The sequence below is a fragment of the Pseudoalteromonas haloplanktis ATCC 14393 genome, assembly GCF_000238355.1.
GTDB classification, from domain to species: domain Bacteria; phylum Pseudomonadota; class Gammaproteobacteria; order Enterobacterales; family Alteromonadaceae; genus Pseudoalteromonas; species Pseudoalteromonas haloplanktis.
Genome location: NZ_AHCA01000002.1, coordinates 133,830 through 154,064, shown reverse-complemented (window position 1 = coordinate 154,064; position 20,235 = coordinate 133,830). Strand labels below are relative to the sequence as shown.

Annotated in this window: 19 protein-coding genes; 7 read left to right on the top strand and 12 right to left on the bottom strand. The window is 40.6% G+C overall.

Annotated features, from left to right (window positions below; genetic code table 11):
* Positions 1 to 14: 14 nt before the first annotated feature.
* The 4 genes from aceK to PHAL_RS0104870 all read right to left on the bottom strand — a co-directional run bounded on the left by aceK (position 15) and on the right by PHAL_RS0104870 (position 4,075).
* Positions 15 to 1,727, bottom strand: a complete 1,713-nt coding sequence (gene aceK, locus PHAL_RS0104885; RefSeq protein WP_016707305.1) for a bifunctional isocitrate dehydrogenase kinase/phosphatase — start codon at positions 1,725 to 1,727, stop codon at positions 15 to 17.
* Positions 1,728 to 1,809: 82 nt separating this feature from the next.
* Positions 1,810 to 2,286, bottom strand: a complete 477-nt coding sequence (locus tag PHAL_RS0104880; protein WP_016707304.1) for a DUF4124 domain-containing protein — start codon at positions 2,284 to 2,286, stop codon at positions 1,810 to 1,812.
* A 74-nt stretch (positions 2,287 to 2,360) separates the two neighbouring features.
* The gene (locus PHAL_RS0104875; protein WP_016707303.1) at positions 2,361 to 3,857 is read right to left on the bottom strand and encodes a DUF3413 domain-containing protein; all 1,497 of its coding nucleotides are present in this window, start codon (positions 3,855 to 3,857) and stop codon (positions 2,361 to 2,363) included.
* A gap of 5 nt (positions 3,858 to 3,862) precedes the next feature.
* Positions 3,863 to 4,075: a YejL family protein gene (locus tag PHAL_RS0104870; protein WP_016707302.1), complete on the bottom strand. Its 213-nt coding sequence runs from the start codon at positions 4,073 to 4,075 to the stop codon at positions 3,863 to 3,865.
* Between the two features lie 62 nt (positions 4,076 to 4,137).
* On the opposite strand from PHAL_RS0104870, the gene yejK reads away from it, so the two are divergent.
* The gene (gene yejK / locus PHAL_RS0104865; RefSeq protein ID WP_016707301.1) at positions 4,138 to 5,151 is read left to right on the top strand and encodes a nucleoid-associated protein YejK; all 1,014 of its coding nucleotides are present in this window, start codon (positions 4,138 to 4,140) and stop codon (positions 5,149 to 5,151) included.
* A 417-nt stretch (positions 5,152 to 5,568) separates the two neighbouring features.
* On the opposite strand, the gene PHAL_RS0104860 is transcribed toward yejK, so the two are convergent.
* The gene (locus PHAL_RS0104860) at positions 5,569 to 6,195 is read right to left on the bottom strand and encodes a trimeric intracellular cation channel family protein (RefSeq protein WP_016707300.1); all 627 of its coding nucleotides are present in this window, start codon (positions 6,193 to 6,195) and stop codon (positions 5,569 to 5,571) included.
* Positions 6,196 to 6,485: 290 nt separating this feature from the next.
* Here PHAL_RS0104860 and PHAL_RS0104855 point away from each other — a divergent pair, with 290 nt between their 5' ends.
* Positions 6,486 to 8,372: a M61 family metallopeptidase gene (locus PHAL_RS0104855; RefSeq protein ID WP_016707299.1), complete on the top strand. Its 1,887-nt coding sequence runs from the start codon at positions 6,486 to 6,488 to the stop codon at positions 8,370 to 8,372.
* A 57-nt stretch (positions 8,373 to 8,429) separates the two neighbouring features.
* Here the strand turns inward: PHAL_RS0104855 and PHAL_RS0104850 are convergent, their stop codons facing one another.
* The gene (locus tag PHAL_RS0104850) at positions 8,430 to 9,755 is read right to left on the bottom strand and encodes an amidohydrolase (protein ID WP_016707298.1); all 1,326 of its coding nucleotides are present in this window, start codon (positions 9,753 to 9,755) and stop codon (positions 8,430 to 8,432) included.
* Positions 9,756 to 9,805: 50 nt separating this feature from the next.
* On the opposite strand from PHAL_RS0104850, the gene PHAL_RS0104845 reads away from it, so the two are divergent.
* The 5 genes from PHAL_RS0104845 to PHAL_RS0104825 all read left to right on the top strand — a co-directional run bounded on the left by PHAL_RS0104845 (position 9,806) and on the right by PHAL_RS0104825 (position 12,992).
* Positions 9,806 to 10,480: a Crp/Fnr family transcriptional regulator gene (locus PHAL_RS0104845; RefSeq protein WP_016707297.1), complete on the top strand. Its 675-nt coding sequence runs from the start codon at positions 9,806 to 9,808 to the stop codon at positions 10,478 to 10,480.
* Between the two features lie 87 nt (positions 10,481 to 10,567).
* Positions 10,568 to 10,981 (top strand): hypothetical protein, encoded by a 414-nt coding sequence (locus tag PHAL_RS0104840; protein WP_237709896.1) that lies wholly within the window; start codon positions 10,568 to 10,570, stop codon positions 10,979 to 10,981.
* 87 nt (positions 10,982 to 11,068) lie between these two features.
* Positions 11,069 to 11,569, top strand: coding sequence for an Mpo1 family 2-hydroxy fatty acid dioxygenase (locus PHAL_RS0104835; protein ID WP_016707295.1), 501 nt, complete (start codon positions 11,069 to 11,071; stop codon positions 11,567 to 11,569).
* A 26-nt stretch (positions 11,570 to 11,595) separates the two neighbouring features.
* Positions 11,596 to 12,387 carry an SDR family oxidoreductase gene (locus tag PHAL_RS0104830; protein ID WP_016707294.1) on the top strand — a complete coding sequence of 264 codons (792 nt, stop codon included), beginning with the start codon at positions 11,596 to 11,598 and terminating at the stop codon, positions 12,385 to 12,387.
* Positions 12,388 to 12,527: 140 nt separating this feature from the next.
* The gene (locus PHAL_RS0104825) at positions 12,528 to 12,992 is read left to right on the top strand and encodes a DUF4826 family protein (protein ID WP_016707293.1); all 465 of its coding nucleotides are present in this window, start codon (positions 12,528 to 12,530) and stop codon (positions 12,990 to 12,992) included.
* A 99-nt stretch (positions 12,993 to 13,091) separates the two neighbouring features.
* Here the strand turns inward: PHAL_RS0104825 and PHAL_RS0104820 are convergent, their stop codons facing one another.
* From PHAL_RS0104820 to PHAL_RS0104790, 6 genes are all read right to left on the bottom strand, one after another.
* Positions 13,092 to 13,550 (bottom strand): GNAT family N-acetyltransferase, encoded by a 459-nt coding sequence (locus PHAL_RS0104820; protein ID WP_016707292.1) that lies wholly within the window; start codon positions 13,548 to 13,550, stop codon positions 13,092 to 13,094.
* Positions 13,551 to 13,562: 12 nt separating this feature from the next.
* Positions 13,563 to 14,708 carry a ribosomal protein uL16 3-hydroxylase gene (locus PHAL_RS0104815; RefSeq protein ID WP_016707291.1) on the bottom strand — a complete coding sequence of 382 codons (1,146 nt, stop codon included), beginning with the start codon at positions 14,706 to 14,708 and terminating at the stop codon, positions 13,563 to 13,565.
* 73 nt (positions 14,709 to 14,781) lie between these two features.
* On the bottom strand, positions 14,782 to 16,152 hold the full coding sequence (gene purB, locus PHAL_RS0104810) for an adenylosuccinate lyase (RefSeq protein WP_016707290.1): 1,371 nt from the start codon (positions 16,150 to 16,152) through the stop codon (positions 14,782 to 14,784).
* Between the two features lie 32 nt (positions 16,153 to 16,184).
* Positions 16,185 to 16,787 carry a high frequency lysogenization protein HflD gene (gene hflD / locus PHAL_RS0104805; protein ID WP_016707289.1) on the bottom strand — a complete coding sequence of 201 codons (603 nt, stop codon included), beginning with the start codon at positions 16,785 to 16,787 and terminating at the stop codon, positions 16,185 to 16,187.
* Positions 16,787 to 17,887: a tRNA 2-thiouridine(34) synthase MnmA gene (gene mnmA, locus PHAL_RS0104800; RefSeq protein ID WP_016707288.1), complete on the bottom strand. Its 1,101-nt coding sequence runs from the start codon at positions 17,885 to 17,887 to the stop codon at positions 16,787 to 16,789. The genes hflD and mnmA overlap by 1 nt, the downstream gene beginning before the upstream one ends.
* A 364-nt stretch (positions 17,888 to 18,251) precedes the next feature.
* Positions 18,252 to 20,099 carry an ABC transporter ATP-binding protein gene (locus tag PHAL_RS0104790; protein WP_016707286.1) on the bottom strand — a complete coding sequence of 616 codons (1,848 nt, stop codon included), beginning with the start codon at positions 20,097 to 20,099 and terminating at the stop codon, positions 18,252 to 18,254.
* Positions 20,100 to 20,235: the final 136 nt, after the last annotated feature.

The window sequence follows — 20,235 nt, the reverse complement described above, 5'->3', positions numbered from 1 at the left end:
GTGTGTCCTTTCGTTTACCACTGGTGGATAAATCGCTGTGCTGCCGGATATGGGTATATATGGCTAACAATACCTTTTTTTACATTTTGTTGTGCTTGCTGCCAAAATATTACATCGAGTAATTCAGGGTGTGCCTGAGTAAAGATTGCTTTATAACGCGGGTTAGGCATTACAAAAGTACATAATTGTTCAGGAAATACATCCTGTGGTGCTACTGAGTAGCTTTGTTCATTGGTTAAGTAGTCGTCATAACTTTTTGCTTTGGGTAGTGCTCTGAAGTTCATATCAGTTAAATACTGTACTTCATCATAATCGTAAAAAATGATCCGTTTATGCTTACTTACACCAAAATTTTTAAGCAACATATCGCCGGGAAATATATTAACTGCAATCATTTCTTTAAGCGCTTGACCGTACTCTGTAATTGCAACAGTAGCATCTTCCTCATTAGCGTTTTCTAAGTACAAATTAAGCGGTGTCATGCGGCGTTCAATATACATATGTTTGATGATCAGTAAATCACCTTCGATGATCATCGATGACCCAATAGTTGCTTTAAGCTGTGCAAGTAATGTAGCGTCAAAACGTGCTAATGGGAATACGACGTTTGAATACTCTATGGTATCGGCCATGCGGCCAACTCGATCGTGGCTTTTGACTAATTGATATCGTTTAAGGACCGTATCGCGGCCGAATGGTTTGCTCTCGCCAAACTTGTCTTTAATTATTTTAAATACATAGTCAAAAGAAGGCAGCGTAAATACCATCATCACCATGCCGGGTGTACCAGGTGCAATGACAAAGTCATCATTAGATCGTTGTAAATGGGTTAGAAACTCGCGATAGAATTCGGTTTTACCTTGCTTATGAAAGCCAATGGCGTTGTAAAGCTCTGCTAAAGTTTTGTTGGGCATCAGTTGATTTAAAAAGCGAACTAAGGCCGACGGGGCATGAGTTTCAACCATAAAATAGGCGCGCGCAAAGCCAAAAATAACCCGCATTTGCGATGAGTTAGTCAGTAGCGCATCTAAAAAAAGGCCTTCATCTTGGTGATGTAGCACGGCAATAATAAACGGTTGCACACCACTTTGCGACACGACTCGGCCAACTATATACGCGGCTTTATTACGATAAAAAGGGGTTTGCAGAATATCAAAGCGCATTTGCCACGCACGGTGATGGGTATCGGGTGCTTGCTTGTAAAACGCTTTTACAAGCAATCTTACATCACGTTCCAAATTCACAAAATCCGTTTTAAAATCAAATTGATTAATTATTTTTTTGATGGTGGGTTTTAAGCCGTCGACTACAGGAAAATAACTACGGTATTCAGCTTCAACTGGTAGTGCTGGTGCATCAGCTAAAGTCGCTTTTACAAAAATGAAATCGTTATTAAAATAACGTCGATGAAATAATCGACAAAACACCGAGTTGTAAAAAGTTTCTGCCAATTCCGCTTGGGGATGAAATGCTAAAAAATGCTGATACGTTTGTTTTGTTTGTAACCACAGTGATTCATCGAGTTGATTGGCATGCGGCTGCAGCTGTTGGGTGGTTTCATTTACCCGATCATCATAATAGGTTATTCGTAAGCGGCTGATATCATGCATTTTCGCCCAGTCTCTGTGGGCAAAAGCCAAGGGAGCTTGCGAGGTGATCTGCTGAAATAACTTATAATGTTTTTTAAAGCCATTTAAAATTAGCTCGGCGATATTTTGTGGCAGCATGAATGAGTACTCCAAAATGACAGGTAGAGTATATGCTCTACAGTTGTTAAGAGTATGCTAAATAATGGTAAAACCCAATAGCTTAATCATAACGTTTTAGTTTTTTTTCTAATTCGGAGAGTTGTTTGTTAATTGCTTTAGTATTTTTGGCATAGGTTTTATTAAGTACTTTTATTTGTTTTTTGATATCTTTGCTAACATTTCTTTTCTCATCATCGCTCATTAAACGATTAAGCCGTTGTTGCTGCGAATATTCAGCGCGATCACGGTCACGGCTTAAAATGGCCAGTTTATGTTTAACGCTGCGAATTTCAGCGTTGAGATTACGAATAATTTGCTCGCGTTCAAGCGAGTTAAGAACTTTAACATGGTTGCTATTCGAAGGGGTAACATTAGGTGAGACAGTGAGTTTGTGCTCGGTAGCTTGCTCACTACATGGGAACTGGCTAAATGTAGTGCCTTTGTTTGTCACGCATTTATAATATTGATCAGCGGCGCTTGCCGGATCAGCAAATAATAACAAACTAATAAAAATAGCGAAAAATGTACACGGTTTCATTACGCAAGCCTTCCCTAGTTTGGTCACAATCAAATATAAAACTATAACCTAACTAGGGCAAATCGCCAGTGTCGTTATTGGGTAAATGTTTTTAGTTTTTTAATACTTTGCACTAAAAACGGAATATCCAAACCTTGTTCAATAGAAAAACCTTGCGCAGCAGAAATATTCTTATAATTACCATCAGAATCGATTAACGTGATGCGGTCCTTCTTATAAGCAATAAAGACTCCTTGCGAATAGTTAACCCCCATATCGTCTTTTTTGCCATATAAATTAACGCCTAACATACTTTGGTGTGCGATAGTTTTGCAGCCCAAGTATTGACCAACACTGGTCGCAATTAAATCGCTAGGTTGGATCAAACCTTCAATTCGGGTTACTTTTTTATCTGTACTGTATAAAGGCGAAGCAGTAACAATCCCTTGTTCATTACTCGCTAAACTAAATGCAAATATTTGCTTAACATCTGTGCGAAGTACTGTATTTTCATCTGCTTGAATAATGCGTATTGCAGCATTATTCACTGTTTCACTATTAATATAGCCGTAGTCAACAAAGCCATCGACACTTATACTGCGACGGTTGCTTTGCCAAACAGGGAGCGTTTGCTCTGCCATTAAGGCCGATTTGTAATACGCAGGTAAACCATAAATTAGGCTAAATACGGCATCTTGCGCTGCTGTTGGTTGCAAAAATCGTTCTGTTTTGTATAAATTAGTTTGTTGTTCAGCAAAATTAGTTAATGCTGCGGGGGTATTAAAAACTAAAATATCAATGGTTGTGGCGTTAAAATTATCGCAGCGAGCAAGTGGCGAAGGAGCAAGGTAATTAACGTTTTGCGTATTAAGCTTTACGTTATGCGCTTGCTTATAAATTTCAATATCCAATAAATCGTTCTTCGCCAACAAGCTTTTCGCCGTTGTTGGATAAGACAAAGGTAAAACATTGTCTTGCTTAGTGATATCAAACTTTAAATTAGCATCAGCCCATATATGAATACTGTGGCTCAGAGCAAAACACACTAATAAAAATGAACTGGCATAGCGGGCAAATTTATACTGTTTTAAACGCGCTAAATGATGCCAAGTATAGTTACTTGCAAGTAATTGAAACGCTAAAATTAGCATAACAATGCCACCGGCTAATAAAGTGGTTAAAGCTGGTGAGCTGGTTAAGCGATGCCATAAAAGCGACACAATTTCAGGTAACGCAGAGCTACTTAAATGATAACCTAAGTTAAAATATACATATGCATCTAGGGTTAGTAATGATGCGCCACAAGTGGCGAGTATAGCCGCCATACCGCGAATATGGCGTGGGTATGGAAATATCAAACTCAGCGGAAATACCGTCAGCACAAAAGCAATAAAGGTAATAAAGCTAGTGTGGCTAAGCCATGTCACTAGCATATAAAGAATACCCATAAAGCTGGTTGGTGGTGAATCGGCAAATAGGTAGCTTGAACTTATAAGCAACACTAAACCGATATTGGCAAATGTGAACCAATGGCCCCAACTTAATAATTGACTTGCTTTAGACGAAAATTGATTGTGCTGCGATAAATTCATAAAGTTTATTTAACCGATTGCGCAAGTGCTTTAGCAAAATTGTCAGCAACCGCTTGTCTTTTCCCTGTTGGTACATGCTCTTTTAAGATATGCGTGATAGAATTTCCTAAACACATAAGACTTAAATCAACCGGCGCATTGTGCTTAGTTAACACATCAATGAGCTGATCGACGATTTGTTCTACTTCATCATTAGAATATTTTGATAAGATTGGCATCAGTTGGTTCAATAAAAGAGTTATATTCTCGTATTTTAACACCAGAGGCGTGAAAAACAAAGATGGCAATAGATGTTAAAAAGTTAGTCGTTCATTATGTAGACAAAAAAGACGACGATACGCAAATTCATTTGCGCAATGACGAAATGGCAGTGAATGATAAAGTCGCTGTATTCATCGAGCAACTTCATCACGCATACAATGGCAAACCTGGCAAAGGGTTTTGTGCTTTCAGTGGTGAAAAAAACTCAGTGGTCGCATCAGCTATGCAAAGCTACCGTAACGATGAGCTTGGTTTTTGGCACATGACAGAGCAAGCGACAACGGTTTTAAAAGAAGAGTTAAATAAATATGCATTTAACGAAACCGGGTATTTAGTATTTTGCCACTACCAATATGTTGCCACTGACTACATGTTGATTGCGATGATCAACATTAAAGAGCATTATTCAATCACCTCGGAGCTTGATTTAGCTTCATCGCGGCATTTAGATATTTCGCGTATGCAACTAGCTGCGCGCATAGATTTAACTGGTTGGGATACCCAAGCTGAAGATAATCGTTATATCTCCTTTATCAAAGGTCGAGCAGGGCGCAAAGTTGCTGACTTCTTCTTAGACTTTTTAGGCTGTGAAGAAGGGATTGATCCAAAACAGCAGAGCCAAGTCATGCTTAATGCTGTTGAAGATTATTTATCAGAGCAACAGTTTGATAAATCAGAAAAAGATGAACTGCGTAAACAAGTGTTTGATTACTGTAATGACTGTGTCACTACAGGTGAAGATGCTAACGTTAGCGAGTTATCAGCCACGCTTACCAAAGGTGATGATAATCCGTTTGAAAGCTTTTGCAAAGAGCAAAGCTATGATTTAGAAGAGTCATTCCCTGTTGATAAAAAAACGGTCACCAGCATGGTCAAATTCTCAGGTCTTGGCGGCGGCGTGAGCATCAGCTTTGAGCGTAAACACTTAGGCGAGCGCGTTATGTACAACGAAGCCACGGATACATTAGTTATTAAAGGCATACCGCCGAATCTTAAAGACCAATTACAACGGTTTATGGAAAGTGAAGACTAAACCGCCAGCTTTATGCCATAAGTGGTAAGTTTTAAGCAGATTTGAGTTAGTTGAAAGCGTGGTGTTTACACCGCGCTTTTTTTTGTATGTGGCAGCATAGTTACAGTCAAAATGATAAGCCTGACAGGGGGTCAGAAAGTTAAACCAATCGACTTAAATATTTAACCATTCTAGCGGGCTAAATAAAGCGCTAACAGCGTTATAAATTTTTCATGTACGACTGCATGGATGCAGGAGGTAGAGCAATGCAGGAGCAATTGCCGAGAACAACCACATGTCAAAATTTATGCCTTGTTATCACTCCATTTATCTGTCGCTATAAATGGTCAGTAACTTAACACGATTGGTATTATTGAATTGTAATCGAGAATTAAAAATTAAAATAACAACTCAGCTATTTATTTAACGAATAGCTTATTACTTTCTGATAGTCCTCTTTCTGAATATATTTGGTTGCCAGCCCCAGTGAAGGGCACCGAGTCGTAAAAATACGGTAATAAATAACGAGCCAAATATACACCATAAGTAAGGAACGCCTAATAAAAATAGTGCTGCGTAAGCAAGGCCACCGCAAAAACAAGCGGTGGAGTAGAGTTCATCACGCATCACCAGCGGGACTTCGCGGCAAATTACGTCGCGCATCAAACCGCCGAATATACCCGTGGTCATGCCCATGGTAATTGCAACTATCATGGTCGTGCCTTCGATTAATGCTTTTTCGATACCAACTACATTAAAAATTGCCATGCCAATGGCATCAACAAGTAACATATAATAGTTCGATACATCAGGCATATAGCGAATAAATATTACAGCAACGAAGATTGCAGCATACGTTGCGTATAAGTAATCGGGCTGGGCAATCCAAAACACTGGCTGATTTAATAATACATCACGTAGTGTGCCGCCGCCTAAGGCTGTAACCGTACCGACGACGACAACACCGAATCCTCCGATATCTTTATCATGGCCAAGCAACGTCCCTGAAATTGCGAAAAAGGCAACCCCAATAATGTTTAAAAAGTGAAAATAGTCAGCGGTCACTTTGATATTTATTCCATTAAAAATAACTGTGGATAAGTGTAACTGACTTTGAATTTATAGCACCTTAATATAACGCTATGTGATTAATTGTCATAATAGGTAGTGATCGCTTTAACGCTTTTAATCGTCATTGGTCCCATAAGTTATTGCTATAAGGGTTTCATGGCGTTATAAGGTTATGGTTGTTTCAGTAATTACTGAAACAAATGGAGGTTTCCGAGTGTTTTGCACTCACATTATCAGGACAAGTCTAAATGCGCGTGCTTTGCGCTTCTTTATTGGAGAAGTAAGTGAAAAATTATGTTATCGCTGCTGCCCTCAGTTCTTTTATGGGCCTTGCTCTATCAGCTTCGGCTGGCGTTCAAAATCCGGTTGATAAAGTATTTCCCGGAACAATTAAAATCAAAGTTGATGCTACCGATCTTGCTCATCGTATTTTTCAAATAAACGAAACCATCCCAGTAAACTCTGGTGATATGACATTACTTTATCCACAGTGGATACCAGGACACCATTCACCGGTTGGACCAATAAGTCAGTTGGCTGGATTGAAAATTTCAGCAAAAGGTAAAGCGATCGCATGGCAACGCGATCCTGCTAACGTATACGCTTTTAACTTTAAGGTTCCTAAGGGTGTACGTGAGTTGCATGTTGAATATCAATTTTTGTCACCACAAAGTTCAGAGCAAGGACGCGTTATGATGACGCCAGAAATGCTCAACTTACAATGGGATACAGTAGCGCTTTATCCCGCAGGGCATTACAGTCGTAAAATTAAATTTCAACCAAGTGTAACGTTGCCGAAAGGCTGGCAATTTGCTACTGCACTTGAAAAGTCTTCGCAAAAAGACAATACAGTTACCTTTGAGGGAATTGATTTTGAAAACCTAGTCGACTCGCCTATGTTTGCTGGTAGCCACTATAAACGTGTTGATTTAAACCCAAATGCTGATACTAAAGTGTTCTTAAATATCTTTGCAGATAAAGAAAAAGACCTTCAGAACAGTGACGAAGGGTTAACAGCACACCGTGAGCTTATTCAGCAAATGTATGCGCTTTATGGTGCACACCACTTTGATCATTATGACTTTTTACTTGCCCTTACAGATAAGTTAGGCGGTATTGGTATGGAGCATCATCGTTCAAGTGAAAATAGCGCGAAAGAAAATTACTTTACCGATTGGGATAAGTCATGGGTGGGTCGCGATTTATTAGCGCACGAATTTAACCATTCTTGGAATGGTAAATATCGTCGACCTGAAGCCTTATGGACACCGACCTATAATCAGGTAAAAGAAGCGAATGGCCTTTGGGTTTATGAAGGGCAAACCCAGTTTTGGGGGCAAGTTATTGCGGCTCGTTCAGGACTTTGGAGCCAAGAAAATACGATGGACATGCTAGCCCGTTTAGGCGCAACCTATGATCAAGGTCGCCCTGGTATGACATGGCGCAATATTTTAGATACTACTAACGATCCAACCATCGCTCAGCGCTCATCTTTGCCTTATCGCAGCTATCAAATGAGTGAAGATTATTACTCAGGGGGCGAGTTAATTTGGTTTGCTGTTGATGCGAAATTACGTGAATTGAGTAACAACGGTCATTCATTAGATGATTTTGCTCACGACTTTTTTGGTGTAAACCCCGGTGATTGGAATGTACTGACCTATAAATTTGACGATGTGATCAATACTCTCAATGGGATTGAAAAGTACCAATGGGATGAGTTTATTAATGCGCGTTTAAAAGGCCATGTAAATTTGTCTAACTCACTTGCAGATCAAGGTTGGCAATTGATTTATAACGATAAAGCCTCTGATGGCATTAAAGCAATTGAAACCCGCTATAAAGCGACGGATCTACTTTATTCTCTGGGCTTTTCAGTAAATAAAGAGGGCAAAATGCGCGATGTATTATGGGATAGCCCTGCATTTAATGCGGGTCTTGCGCCAAGTATGCAAATTATTGCGGTTAATAATACGCAGTTCAGTGGTGATGCACTTAAAGATGCCGTCACTGATGCTAAAGGCACAACAGCGCCAATTAAGCTACTGGTGAAAAACTTTGATCAGTACAGTGAAATTCAGATAGATTACCATGATGGCCTTAAATACCCTCATCTTGAGCGTATCGAAGGAAAACCAGATTACTTATCGCAGTTACTTACTGCGCGCTAAGCCTTAGCTCCATAAATGTTCATATACCCACATCATGTGGGTATATTTTATTAAGAATTATTTTTCATTAGCAAAAAAATCCACAACCAATTGAGTCATTGAATCAACCCCCAGCTGCAATGCTTTCTCGTCGGCGAAAAACTGTGGCGAGTGATTACTTGCCGCCATTTTGGCATCTTGGCCTTGGGGTGTAACACCTAAGAAAAAAAACAAGCCCGGAGTTTCTAATGCGTAATAGCTGAAGTCTTCAGCACCGGTGATCAAATCAGTGGTAATGATATTCTCAGCCCCTGCCACTTTAGCGAGTGTTGGCGTCATTTTTTGGGTGAGTTTTACATCATTCACAGTAACCGGATAGCCATGATCGATATGTACATCGGCTTTAGCGCCGGCAGATTCTGCTACTAGCTCGGCGGTTTTCGCTAATCGTGTTTTAATATCTGCACGCATTGTTTGGTCAAAGGTGCGAATTGTGCCAATTAACTCAACACTATCAGGAATGATATTTGAGCGGACGCCGCCATTAATAGCCCCAAAGGAGATAACAGAGGGCGCTTTGGTAACATCAACTTGACGAGATGAAATGGTTTGTGTGGCCATAATAATTTGCGAAGCTGCGACGATTGGATCAACCCCATTCCAAGGTCGTGAACCATGGGTTTGGCGACCTTGAACATTAATAGTAAAAGAATCTTCACTGGCCATAAGTGGGCCTTCACGAAAGCCAATTTGGCCTGTATTTAATGAGCTGGTTACATGCAAACCAAATACCGCTACGGGTTTTTCTTTGAATAAACCTTCTTTGAGCATCAGTTTAGCACCGCCTTCCTCGCCGTCTGGTGCACCTTCTTCCGCTGGTTGGAATACGAACAGGACATCACCGGCTAAGTCATCTTGAACTTTAGCTAAAGACTCTGCCACAGCCATCAAAATAGCAACATGATTATCGTGACCACAGGCATGCATAACACCGACTTCATTGCCACGGTAGGTTGAGGTCTGGGTTGATGCAAATGGTAAGTCAACTTGCTCAGTAACTGGGAGGGCGTCCATATCGGCACGCAGCGCCACTAAAGGGCCTTTTTTACCGCCTTTTAGTTTAGCCACCACACCAGTATGAGCTACCCCAGTTTGAACTTCGAGGCCCAGTGCTTTTAAATGCTTAGTAATGTATTTAGCAGTTTCAAATTCGCGATTACTCAGCTCAGGGTATTGGTGCAGATGACGTCGCCACGTGATCACTTTTTCACTGACACTGTGATTGGCTTTTTTTAGATTATTGTTGAGCTGCTGATCATAAGCTGCTGCAAAACTAGGGGAAGATAACGTGCTTATCAATATGCCGTTTAGTAATAAACTGCTGTAAATAATTTTGTTTAACATAGCAATCCCTTTTATTATTAGAGTATTAAACTACTGTAGAGTAAAGCGATATGAATGAACAGGACCGTGCGATAATTAACCAAGGAAACTGGTTTAGTAGCCGCGCTGACGAATTTCAGCAGTCGTTATTGCAACATGCAAAAGTAATTAAACTCGACGCTGGTGAGGCGTTATTTTTGCGTGGTGATGAAAACTCTGGTTTATACGCTGTACTTAATGGGGTAATGCGAGTCAGTGGTGCAAATAGCGAAGGAAAAGAGGCGGTTTTGACTTTTATCGACGCTTCGACTTGGTTTGGCGAAGTAGCATTATTCGATGGCGGCCTGCGCACTCATGATGTACATGCACAAATACCGAGCCGATTACTGTTTATCCCCTATCGCGCACTGATACAACTATTGGCCGCTAAGCCGATATATTGGCATGACTTTGGGGTATTATTATCACAAAAAATGCGCTTATTGTTCACTTCATTAGAAGATCACGCTTTATTAACTGCACAGCAAAAAGTGTGTAAGCGATTGTTGATAATGACAGCGACTTCACTTGCTCGAAATACTGCAACAATCATGTTATCACAACAACAACTTGCAGATATGACCTACTTAACTCGGCAAACAATTAATCAAATTCTGCAACTGCTGAGCGAAAAAAACATTGTATCTTTACATTATCAACGGGTAGAAATTATAGATAAAGAAAAGTTGGCGGCATTGGCACAGTAAATTTCTTATCCGTTTTTAGCTAACTGGCTTCATAATTGCTTAGCATGGGGAGTGACCCATCTTTTCAATGGAATTGAGGCAATGAGCATGCTTACCTTTAATAATCAGTACCGTACACAGCCATATCGTGCGCCTGATCAAACACAAACAGTGATACCTCCTAAAGCGGCAACTGAATTGCCGGATATGGCAAATACTAGCCAAGTTGATACAACAACATCTCTTAAAAACCCACGCTATGAAAAAAGCTTTCTTGAACAGGCAAAAGAAGCGCTTATTTATCAACGATTAGGTGTCGATAAAGAAAAGATAGCTGAACTTAAGGCGGCGATAGAAGAGCTGGCGAAAAAAATACAAGAGCATGACGGTGATACAACAGCATTATCTGAACAAATGGCAAATATGCAAAAAATGCTTGAGCAAGAGTATCAAAAAGGGCGAGAACTGCAACCCAAAGCACCAGAACACGACAAAGGGAAGATTATCAGTGCATTAGTATAGTTTTATTCAAATGTCGGCTAGCAGACATTGTTACTTTATAGTTATTTGCTAAAGTAATTTTATTACATGATAAAACTAGGATATGCGATGAAAACGTTACAACAACTAGGTAAGTATGGCTTATATCACCGCTCAAAACGAAATGTTTTAACGCACTTTTTTGGTATACCTTTGATTGTATTTGCGGTCATTTGTTTACTTGCACGTATTCATATTCCACTTGGAGAGTTTGTGATAAATGGTGCACAGCTTGTGGTGTTCGCGTCTGTGGTTTATTACTTAATGCTCAGTGTGTCATTGGGGTTAATGATGGCCGTGTTATTAGTATTATTGTCGATTGCTGCAGCCCCCATAGCGCAGCTTGCTTTTAGTCATTGGTTGCTGATAAGTGTTGGACTTTTTGTACTTGGTTGGGTATTACAGTTTATCGGTCATTATTATGAAGGAAAAAAGCCAGCCTTTGTTGATGATATAGTGGGCCTTGTTATTGGTCCTTTGTTTGTCCTTGCCGAACTACTTTTTATGTTGGGTCTGTATAAAAAACTCGAACATGAAGTGACTGAAATTGCCGGACCAACTAAACCTTAAACACCCAATATCAATAAAGGTAAATAATGAATTTTAATAATAAAACAGTGTGGATCACCGGTGCATCTTCAGGCATTGGTAAAGAGTTGGCAATTCAATTTGCACAGCTGGGGGCGCGGGTTATTTTGTCAGCACGGAATGTTGTTAAGCTTGAACAGTTATGCAGTGAGTTAAACGGTAGCCAGCATCAAGTTATCCCTCTTGATTTAGCACAACCAGAGCAGGTACTTGAATACGTCACTCAGCACATCAACGACATTGGTAAGGTTGATATTCTGATCAATAACGGCGGTGTGTCGCAGCGTAGCTTATTTTTGGAAAATGATTTCTCAGTGTATCGCCAGTTAATGGAAGTGAACTACTTTGGTTTAGTGGCACTTACCAAAGCAGTGTTACCTTCAATGGTGGCACAAGGCGGGGGGGCGGTTGTATCAATCAGCAGTGTAGCGGGGAAAGTAGGTTCTCAGTTTAGAACGGGTTATTCAGGCTCTAAATATGCGGTAGTGGGTTTTATGGATTGCCTGCGCGCAGAGGTGTCAAATAAAAACATTCATTGTTTAACAGTATGCCCTGGTTCAATTAAAACGGCTATCGCACATAATTCGTTAAATGAGCATGGTGTGGCGCAAAATAAAGCGGAACCCTCTATTGAAAATGGCATGGACGTTACGGTTGCCGTTAAACAGATGATACACGCCATTGCGAACAGAAAAGATGAAGTTGTAATAGGTGAGGGGATCAGTGGTTGGGCGCCTACTATAAAACGTTTTTTCCCGGGTTTATTTAACCGTTTAACGGCAAGAACCAGCTATCGGTAATATAAATTTGGTCAGTTGTGCATATTGGTTGAATAGCAAACAAACACGCGGGTAACCACACCGTTTTGTCTTTTATTACTTGCACCATCAATTATATGCCCTTAAAGTGTAAAAAATGTTGTAAAAGAGTAACTATTGTAATGGATAAAGAACAAGTGGAATCAAAGCAAGCCAAGCCGCTAACAGCCGAAGAGCAAGCATTGGCTCATCAGCAGAGTGTAATGTGGCAGCGAGAATGCTTTCAAAACGCGCAAAAACATTTAGCAGAAAAAGGCGTAATGCCAAAGAGCTTAATAGAAAAAGAAAGCCGATTTATTGCCCCACTGTGTGCACTTTGGAAGTTTAAAGGCCAAGACGGAAAAAGCTACTGGGTTATAACAGGTCGTCTGCCAACAGATCATGCGCTAGCGTCAGTGGCAGAAAACGCCCGTGAAGCATTGCGTTATTTTTCTTTGCAATGGCAGTTAAAAGCAGATCAAATCATTCACAGCGGCGGCGCGCGTGATAAAACCCAAGTTGATTTTGCTAATCTTTTAATTAATCGTGCACACGGTCTTTATGAGATGTACGAAAAAGAAGAGTTGTGGCTAAACGAACCTAAATAACATTAGCTCAGCTATACTAGCTCAACTTAAGTTAATAAGTACAAAAGCGAACGTATTATTTGGCTCTTCAGCTTAATAAGTTCGCTTTTTTATATTTATTTAATGAACCAGCGTGAACGGTTTTGTATTAAATCTATTTATCGGGCATTGCATACGCAGCCGCGGAATTCCTGCTTCCATAAACACATGACCTTGTTGCTCAAAACCATTGCGTTTAAATCGCTCTACTTCGTTTAAAATGCAATTAATACTGACGCAATCACAGCCTTGTTGTTGTGCAAGCTCAACAATATAGGTGAGTAGTGAGCGATATACAGAACGGTTGCGATGCTCGGGTAGCACCGCAATTCGCCCAATTAGCCCATCGTTACATAACCGGCCGGTTGCAATAGGGCTTTGGCTATCATCGGTGACTAAAATATGATGAGCGCACCGATCAAGGTTATCAAACTCAACATGCTTGGGAATATGTAGTTCATATACAAAAACCCGCTCTCTGATCTGTTGCAGTAACTCCTTACCTAACTCCCATTCTACTTTGCTGATATGATAGCCCATAAATACCCACTCCTAGCAAAACCAAATCCCCTCATTAAGAAGTGTAGTAAAGGTTTGTACAAATAATAAACTATTTTTTGAACTATTAAGTTGCTCTGCTGTCACTGTGGTGTGATCTGTGAGTAATTTAACCGCGCTTAAATCACTCTCAGGGAGGGTATAATTTTCGCCATTAATACTTAGAAGTATTTCGTTTTCAAAAACTTGATATAGCGCTCGAGTACCACCTAAACGCTCAAAAATAATCTCATCATCCGCTATTAGCTCGCTCACTTGCTCACTACTAAATAAATCTTCTGGTGGCATTAGATCCATCTCATGCTTAGGTTGACTCAATGTAGTTCCTAACCAAGATTTAAATAAGATGTCGTCCTCTAAGATAGCCTGCATTAATTGCTTTACGTTATCGGCCTCTGTTGATTGGATCTCACCTTTAGACTCACGTAATGTGATTGCTGGATCTTGATAACGTTTATTTCCAGCTTCTTTATCAATGATATGATCGGCAAAGTTTGACAGTAAATCACGCTGATTTGGGGCGCGAAAACCGATAGAGTAATTCAGCGCATTTTCTACAGCGTAACCTTCATGTGGACAGCCAGGCGGAATATATAAAATGTCGCCAGGTTCTAGGATACAATCGATAACAGCAGGAAATTGTTCAACTTGTAATAAGCTTTTATTTTGTGCAAATTGTTTTAAACTCGCATCAGGCATTCCAACCCGCCAATGGCGCTTACCTTCACCTTGAATGATAAATACATCGTATTGATCTAAATGTGGGCCTACACCGCCGCCTGGCGTTGAAAAGCTGATCATTAAATCGTCAATACGCCAATTCGGAATAAATCTAAATGGCTCAAGAAGCTGTGCAGCTGCAGGATGCCAGTGGTCAACGGCTTGTACCAATAGGGTCGAATTTTGCTCTGTTAGTAATTCAAAATTTTCAAATGGACCATGGTGTGCTTGCCAATCGTTGTTCTGGTTTGTGATTATTCGTGATTCAATACTCTCTTCCATAGCAAGGCCAGCAAGCTCATTAGCATCAAGTGGATCTGCAAATTCTACAAAACCTTGTTTGATCAAGAGCGGTTGTTTTTGCCAATATTGGGTTAGAAATTGTTGCTCAGTTAAGCCATTTATAGTTAGTTGATACATGCTGCGCCTATTAAAAATAAAAAAAGCGAAAGGCAAGGGCCTTTCGCTTTATAAACGTTTTAGCTAAAAGCCTTTATGCTAAGTTGTCGATGAACTCGACAGCACGGCCAATGTAATTAGCTGGCGTAAGTTTTTTCATTTCAACTTTAGCTTCTTCTGGTAATTCTAAACCATCGATGAAATCAGCCATAATTTCTTGGTTAACACGTTTACCGCGAGTTAAATCTTTAAGCTTTTCATATGGTTTTTCGATGCCATATTTACGCATAACTGTTTGGATTGGCTCTGCGAGCAATTCCCAGTTTTGGTCAAGTTCTTCAAGTAAACGCTCTTCGTTAACTTCTAACTTACTCACGCCTTTAAGCGTTGATTGGTATGCAATTAACGCATAGCCCATACCAACACCTAAGTTACGAAGTACCGTTGAGTCAGTAAGGTCACGCTGCCAGCGAGAGACAGGTAGCTTTTGTGCTAAATGGCCAAAAATAGCATTTGCTAGACCTAAGTTACCTTCTGAGTTTTCAAAATCAATCGGGTTAACTTTGTGTGGCATAGTTGATGAACCAATTTCACCAGCAATGGTTTTTTGCTTAAAGTGGTTAAGCGCAATGTAGCCCCATGCATCACGATCGAAGTCTAATAAAATCGTGTTAAAACGGGCAATGGCATCGAATAATTCAGCAATGTAGTCATGCGGTTCAATTTGTGTTGTAAACGGGTTGAATGTTAAGCCTAGGCTCGTTACAAATTGCTCAGCATGGTTGTGCCAATCGTAATCAGGGTAAGCGCTTAGGTGAGCGTTGTAGTTACCTACCGCGCCATTAATTTTACCGAGCATTTCAACTTGAGCAATTTGGTCACGTTGACGCTTTAAGCGCATATACACGTTGGCAAATTCTTTACCCATCGTCGAAGGTGTTGCTGGTTGACCGTGAGTTCGGGTCATCATTGGAACAGCTTTGTACTCAATGGCTTTTTCTTTAATCGCATTAAGTAATTGATCACAGTAAGGCAGTAATACTTCGTTACGAGCTTCGGTTAGCATCAAACCGTGAGACAAGTTATTGATGTCTTCTGATGTACAAGCAAAGTGAATAAATTCATTGATTGCATGTAGCTCGGCGTTATCTGCTACTTTTTCTTTTAGTAAGTACTCAACCGCTTTTACATCGTGGTTTGTGGTACGTTCGATATCTTTTACACGTTGCGCATCGGCTTCGCTGAAGTTATCAACAATCGCGTTAAGTAAAGCATTGGCTTCGTCGCTAAATGCCGGTACTTCTTGGATAGCATCCGCTGATGCAAGGGCTTGTAACCAACGAACTTCGACTGTTACACGGTATTTGATCAAGCCAAATTCGCTGAAAATACTGCGTAGTTCAGTGGTTTTGCTGCCGTAGCGACCATCCACCGGAGAGATAGCTGTTAACGCTGAAAGCTCCATAATAACTCCTAAATTTTAGTTTTGAACGATAATTAAATATGGTTTTTAGCAATGGCGATAATTTTTCTTTTTGCAAAGAAAAAATGACGGCGTTTACCGCCCATTTGTCGCCATAATACTGCACTGCGAATACCTGCTAATAATAACGCACGTATTTTGTGTTGTACTAATTGCTGTTTTAATAAATCAGGTTTGCCATAAACCTGAATTCGGTGCCCAAGGGGGCTAAGCACCTTTGAATAAATATCGGCAAGGGCAGCGATCACGGTGTCATCGGTGATGGCAAAGTGATTAAGGCGTCGCTTAACATCTTCAATACCTTTGCCAAGCTCTGTTAAGCTGCTTGCTTTGGCGCTTAAAGCGCGTTCAAGTTGCATTAAACCGCCAACGTATTTGACGATTTCTACATCTTTATTTTCACCAGCACTGAGTTGATTAACTAATATTTTATAGCCTTCTCTTAAGTTTTCAGTGCCTTGGTAAACATCGCTGGGTGTTTCTGGCGATGTTTCTACTATGCTGTTTAAGAGCTTTTCTAACTCGTAATCGTTACTACTGCCGTATTGCGCTATTTTTTGTACTTGTTTAGCTGCTTGGCACATTGCGGCCAGCGCCATAACTTGGTTTTCAGTCATTATTTGATCACCGAATCAATGATACCACCGCCCAAACACACTTCATTGGCATAAAATACTGCTGATTGACCTGGAGTGACGGCTTTTTGAGGTTCATCGAATAACACTCTTGCTACACCATCATCACCAACCAGTAGAGTACAGTTGATGTCTTCTTGGCGATAACGTGTTTTTACTGTGCAGCGTGTAGTGCCTTTAGGTCCAACACGGTCAACCCAGTGTAATTGGTTGGCATTTAAACCATTGCTGTAAAGGCGAGGGTGATCTTTACCTTGACCAACCACTAACACATTACGCTCAATATCTTTATCAACCACGTACCAAGGTTCGCCTGAGCCTTCTTTCATGCCGCCAATTAGTAAACCTTTACGTTGACCAAGAGTGTGATACATCAAGCCTTCATGCTCACCTACATTATTGCCGTCAGTGTCTTCGATAACTCCAGGCTGCGCAGGTAAGAATTTTTGTAAAAAGTCTTTAAACTTACGTTCGCCGATAAAGCAAATACCGGTGCTGTCTTTTTTATCGTGGGTAATTAAATCTTGCTCTTCAGCAATGCGCCGTACTTCTGGTTTGGCAATATCACCCACCGGAAACAATGTTTGTGCAATATGTTCATGGCTTAATGTATATAAGAAGTAGCTTTGATCTTTATTATCATCAAGGCCACGGCACATTACGTATTTGTCATCGCGCAATTCACGACGAACATAATGGCCTGTTGCAATATAATCAGCGCCAAGTGCACCTGCAGCAAACTCTAAGAAAGCTTTGAACTTGATTTCTTTATTACACATGATGTCAGGATTCGGTGTACGGCCCGCTTTATACTCAGCAAGGAAATATTCAAACACGTTATCCCAATATTCTGCAGCAAAGTTTACTGTATGTAGCTCAATCCCTAGCTTGTCACAGACTGCTTGGGCATCTTTTAAATCATCTGCCGCAGCGCAATATTCATCATTATCGTCTTCTTCCCAGTTCTTCATAAACAGGCCTTCAACGTGATAGCCTTGTTGTTTTAATAAATAAGCTGATACAGAAGAATCAACACCGCCGGACATGCCAACGATGACTTTAATGTGACTATTTTCGCTCATGGATAATTTCGCTTATACAGGTTGCTGTCATTTAAACTACTAGCGTTTATACGCATTACAGGGCTCAAGAAAAGACACTCTGACAAATTACGCAGGCTATGAAAGGCCGCGATTATAGCAGTATACCCAAACCACCTCAAGATGCAGAATTCAGCGTTTCACAGGGGCTTAATATCAAGGCGTTACTTTGCAACAATGGCGGTCCCTTTTAAGAAGTAACAACGCCGAGAGTAACTACCTGTGAAACGCCCAACGGGTTGGTTTAAAAACGACAAAATTTTTTGTAATGGCATGTGGCAGGTTAAGTTTCAAAAAAACAGCGCTTGGATTTTGAAACTTAACCTTGTGTTATGGCTAGGTAAAATTACTCTACGCCAATAAAACCGCCGGTTTGATGTGCCCATAAAGCAGCATAAATACCATTTTGCGCTAATAGTTCATCATGACTGCCTTGCTCTACAATCCCGCCGTCATCAAGCACGATAAGCCTATCCATTTGTGCGATAGTGGATAGGCGGTGAGCAATTGCGATCACGGTTTTGCCGGTCATTAAGTCATCAAGACTTGCTTGAATGGCTGCTTCGACTTCGGAGTCAAGTGCGCTGGTTGCTTCATCTAAAATCAGTATCGGGGCATTTTTCAGCAGCACGCGGGCGATGGCGATACGTTGACGTTGCCCGCCGGAGAGTTTTACACCACGCTCACCTACTTGTGCGGCAAAGCCTTTATTGCCTTTGCTGTCTTCAAGATCGTCAATAAACTCAAGTGCTTTGGCTTGCTTGGCGGCGCGTAGCATCTCTTCATCACTGGCGTCAGGCCGGCCATATAAGATATTTTCTTTTACTGAGCGGTGTAGTAAAGAGGTGTCTTGTGTAACCATTGCAATGTACTGTCGTAAGCTTTCTTGGCTCACTTTTGAGATGTCTTGACCATCAATATTAATACTGCCGCTATCCACATCGTAAAAGCGCAATAATAAATTAACCAGAGTTGATTTACCGGCGCCTGAGCGTCCTACTAAGCCTATTTTTTCACCGGCTTTTATATTTAGATTTAAGTGATTGATCACTGCACCGCGGTTGGTTTCATTTGCTGCTTTGCCATAATTAAAATGCACGTTGCTAAAGTCAATTGCACCGCTGCTGACTTTCAGTGTGCCAGCATTTGGCAGGTCATCAACTTCTATTGGATTAGAAAGGGTTTTCATACCATCGGCGACAGTGCCGATATTTTCAAATAATCCGCTAATTTCCCACATGATCCACTGTGCCATGCCGTTTAAACGCAGTGCTAAGCTCACGGCAATCGCAATTGCTCCCGCACTAATAGCGCTCAAGGTCCATAAATATAATGATAGGGCTGCAACGCTAAATACTAAAAAGTAATTTAGGGTTTGAATGGCAAAATTTAAGCTCGTTACTAAACGCATTTGTTTATAAACAGGTTGTAAAAATACATCCATACTGTCTTTTGCATACTGTTCTTCACGTTGTGTGTAGGAAAACAATTTAATAGTGGAAATATTGGTGTAGCTATCAACGATACGGCCTGTCATTTCTGAGCGGGCATCAGCTTGTGAACTGGCTACTTTTTTAAGTTTAGGCACGTAGTACATTTGAATCAAAATATACAAAGCTAACCATACCAAGAGTGGGATCATTAACCGCCAGTCTGCTTCTGCAACTAAAAATACCATAGCACCAAAATAGACAACGATGTACATAAGTACATCGAGTAATTTCATTACCGTTTCACGAACTGCAAGCGAGGTTTGCATGACTTTGGTAGCAATACGTCCTGCAAATTCGTTTTGATAAAAGCTGACGCTTTGACGCAGTAGGTAACGGTGTGCAAGCCAACGAATGGACATGGGGTAATTCCCCAATAAAGCTTGGTGTAGTATCGCAGAATGAAAAAACACCACGGTTGGCAAGACGATAAGTAATACAACCGCCATTTTTATGAGTTCGGACTTTTGCTCAACAAATAATGTTTCAGGCGTATAGATACTCAGCCAATCAACAAGTTGGCCCATGTAACTAAATAAAGACACTTCTAAAATAGCCAATAACGCCGCACTTAATGACATAAAGAATAATGAAACTTCCATGCCCTTTGTATAGTGGCGGCAAAAGGCAAACAAGGTTGTTGGCGGTTGAGTCGGTTGTCGCTCTGGAAACGGCTTGGTCATCCGTTCAAATAATCGATACATTCTAATATCTTGAATAGCTAAAATGACGTTAACTATATCATTGAAAAGCGACAAAAACAGAATTAGATAACGAACTGTTTGTGTTTAATATTAGGCGAGGTAGTCGTGTTGATTTGTAGCCCACGATTTTAACTTC

What these genes read in the sequence shown, in the direction of transcription:
- PHAL_RS0104870 (WP_016707302.1), bottom strand. Translation starts at nt 4,075, where the DNA reads ATGCCAATCTTATCAAAATATTCTAATGATGAAGTAGAACAAATCGTC.
- purB (WP_016707290.1), bottom strand. Translation starts at nt 16,152, where the DNA reads ATGGAGCTTTCAGCGTTAACAGCTATCTCTCCGGTGGATGGTCGCTAC.
- aceK (WP_016707305.1), bottom strand. Translation starts at nt 1,727, where the DNA reads ATGCTGCCACAAAATATCGCCGAGCTAATTTTAAATGGCTTTAAAAAA.
- PHAL_RS0104820 (WP_016707292.1), bottom strand. Translation starts at nt 13,550, where the DNA reads ATGGGCTATCATATCAGCAAAGTAGAATGGGAGTTAGGTAAGGAGTTA.
- PHAL_RS0104835 (WP_016707295.1), top strand. Translation starts at nt 11,069, where the DNA reads ATGAAAACGTTACAACAACTAGGTAAGTATGGCTTATATCACCGCTCA.
- PHAL_RS0104790 (WP_016707286.1), bottom strand. Translation starts at nt 20,099, where the DNA reads ATGTATCGATTATTTGAACGGATGACCAAGCCGTTTCCAGAGCGACAA.
- PHAL_RS0104830 (WP_016707294.1), top strand. Translation starts at nt 11,596, where the DNA reads ATGAATTTTAATAATAAAACAGTGTGGATCACCGGTGCATCTTCAGGC.
- hflD (WP_016707289.1), bottom strand. Translation starts at nt 16,787, where the DNA reads ATGACTGAAAACCAAGTTATGGCGCTGGCCGCAATGTGCCAAGCAGCT.
- PHAL_RS0104845 (WP_016707297.1), top strand. Translation starts at nt 9,806, where the DNA reads ATGAATGAACAGGACCGTGCGATAATTAACCAAGGAAACTGGTTTAGT.
- mnmA (WP_016707288.1), bottom strand. Translation starts at nt 17,887, where the DNA reads ATGAGCGAAAATAGTCACATTAAAGTCATCGTTGGCATGTCCGGCGGT.
- PHAL_RS0104825 (WP_016707293.1), top strand. Translation starts at nt 12,528, where the DNA reads ATGGATAAAGAACAAGTGGAATCAAAGCAAGCCAAGCCGCTAACAGCC.
- PHAL_RS0104815 (WP_016707291.1), bottom strand. Translation starts at nt 14,708, where the DNA reads ATGTATCAACTAACTATAAATGGCTTAACTGAGCAACAATTTCTAACC.
- yejK (WP_016707301.1), top strand. Translation starts at nt 4,138, where the DNA reads ATGGCAATAGATGTTAAAAAGTTAGTCGTTCATTATGTAGACAAAAAA.
- PHAL_RS0104840 (WP_237709896.1), top strand. Translation starts at nt 10,568, where the DNA reads ATGCTTACCTTTAATAATCAGTACCGTACACAGCCATATCGTGCGCCT.
- PHAL_RS0104850 (WP_016707298.1), bottom strand. Translation starts at nt 9,755, where the DNA reads ATGTTAAACAAAATTATTTACAGCAGTTTATTACTAAACGGCATATTG.
- PHAL_RS0104880 (WP_016707304.1), bottom strand. Translation starts at nt 2,286, where the DNA reads ATGAAACCGTGTACATTTTTCGCTATTTTTATTAGTTTGTTATTATTT.
- PHAL_RS0104875 (WP_016707303.1), bottom strand. Translation starts at nt 3,857, where the DNA reads ATGAATTTATCGCAGCACAATCAATTTTCGTCTAAAGCAAGTCAATTA.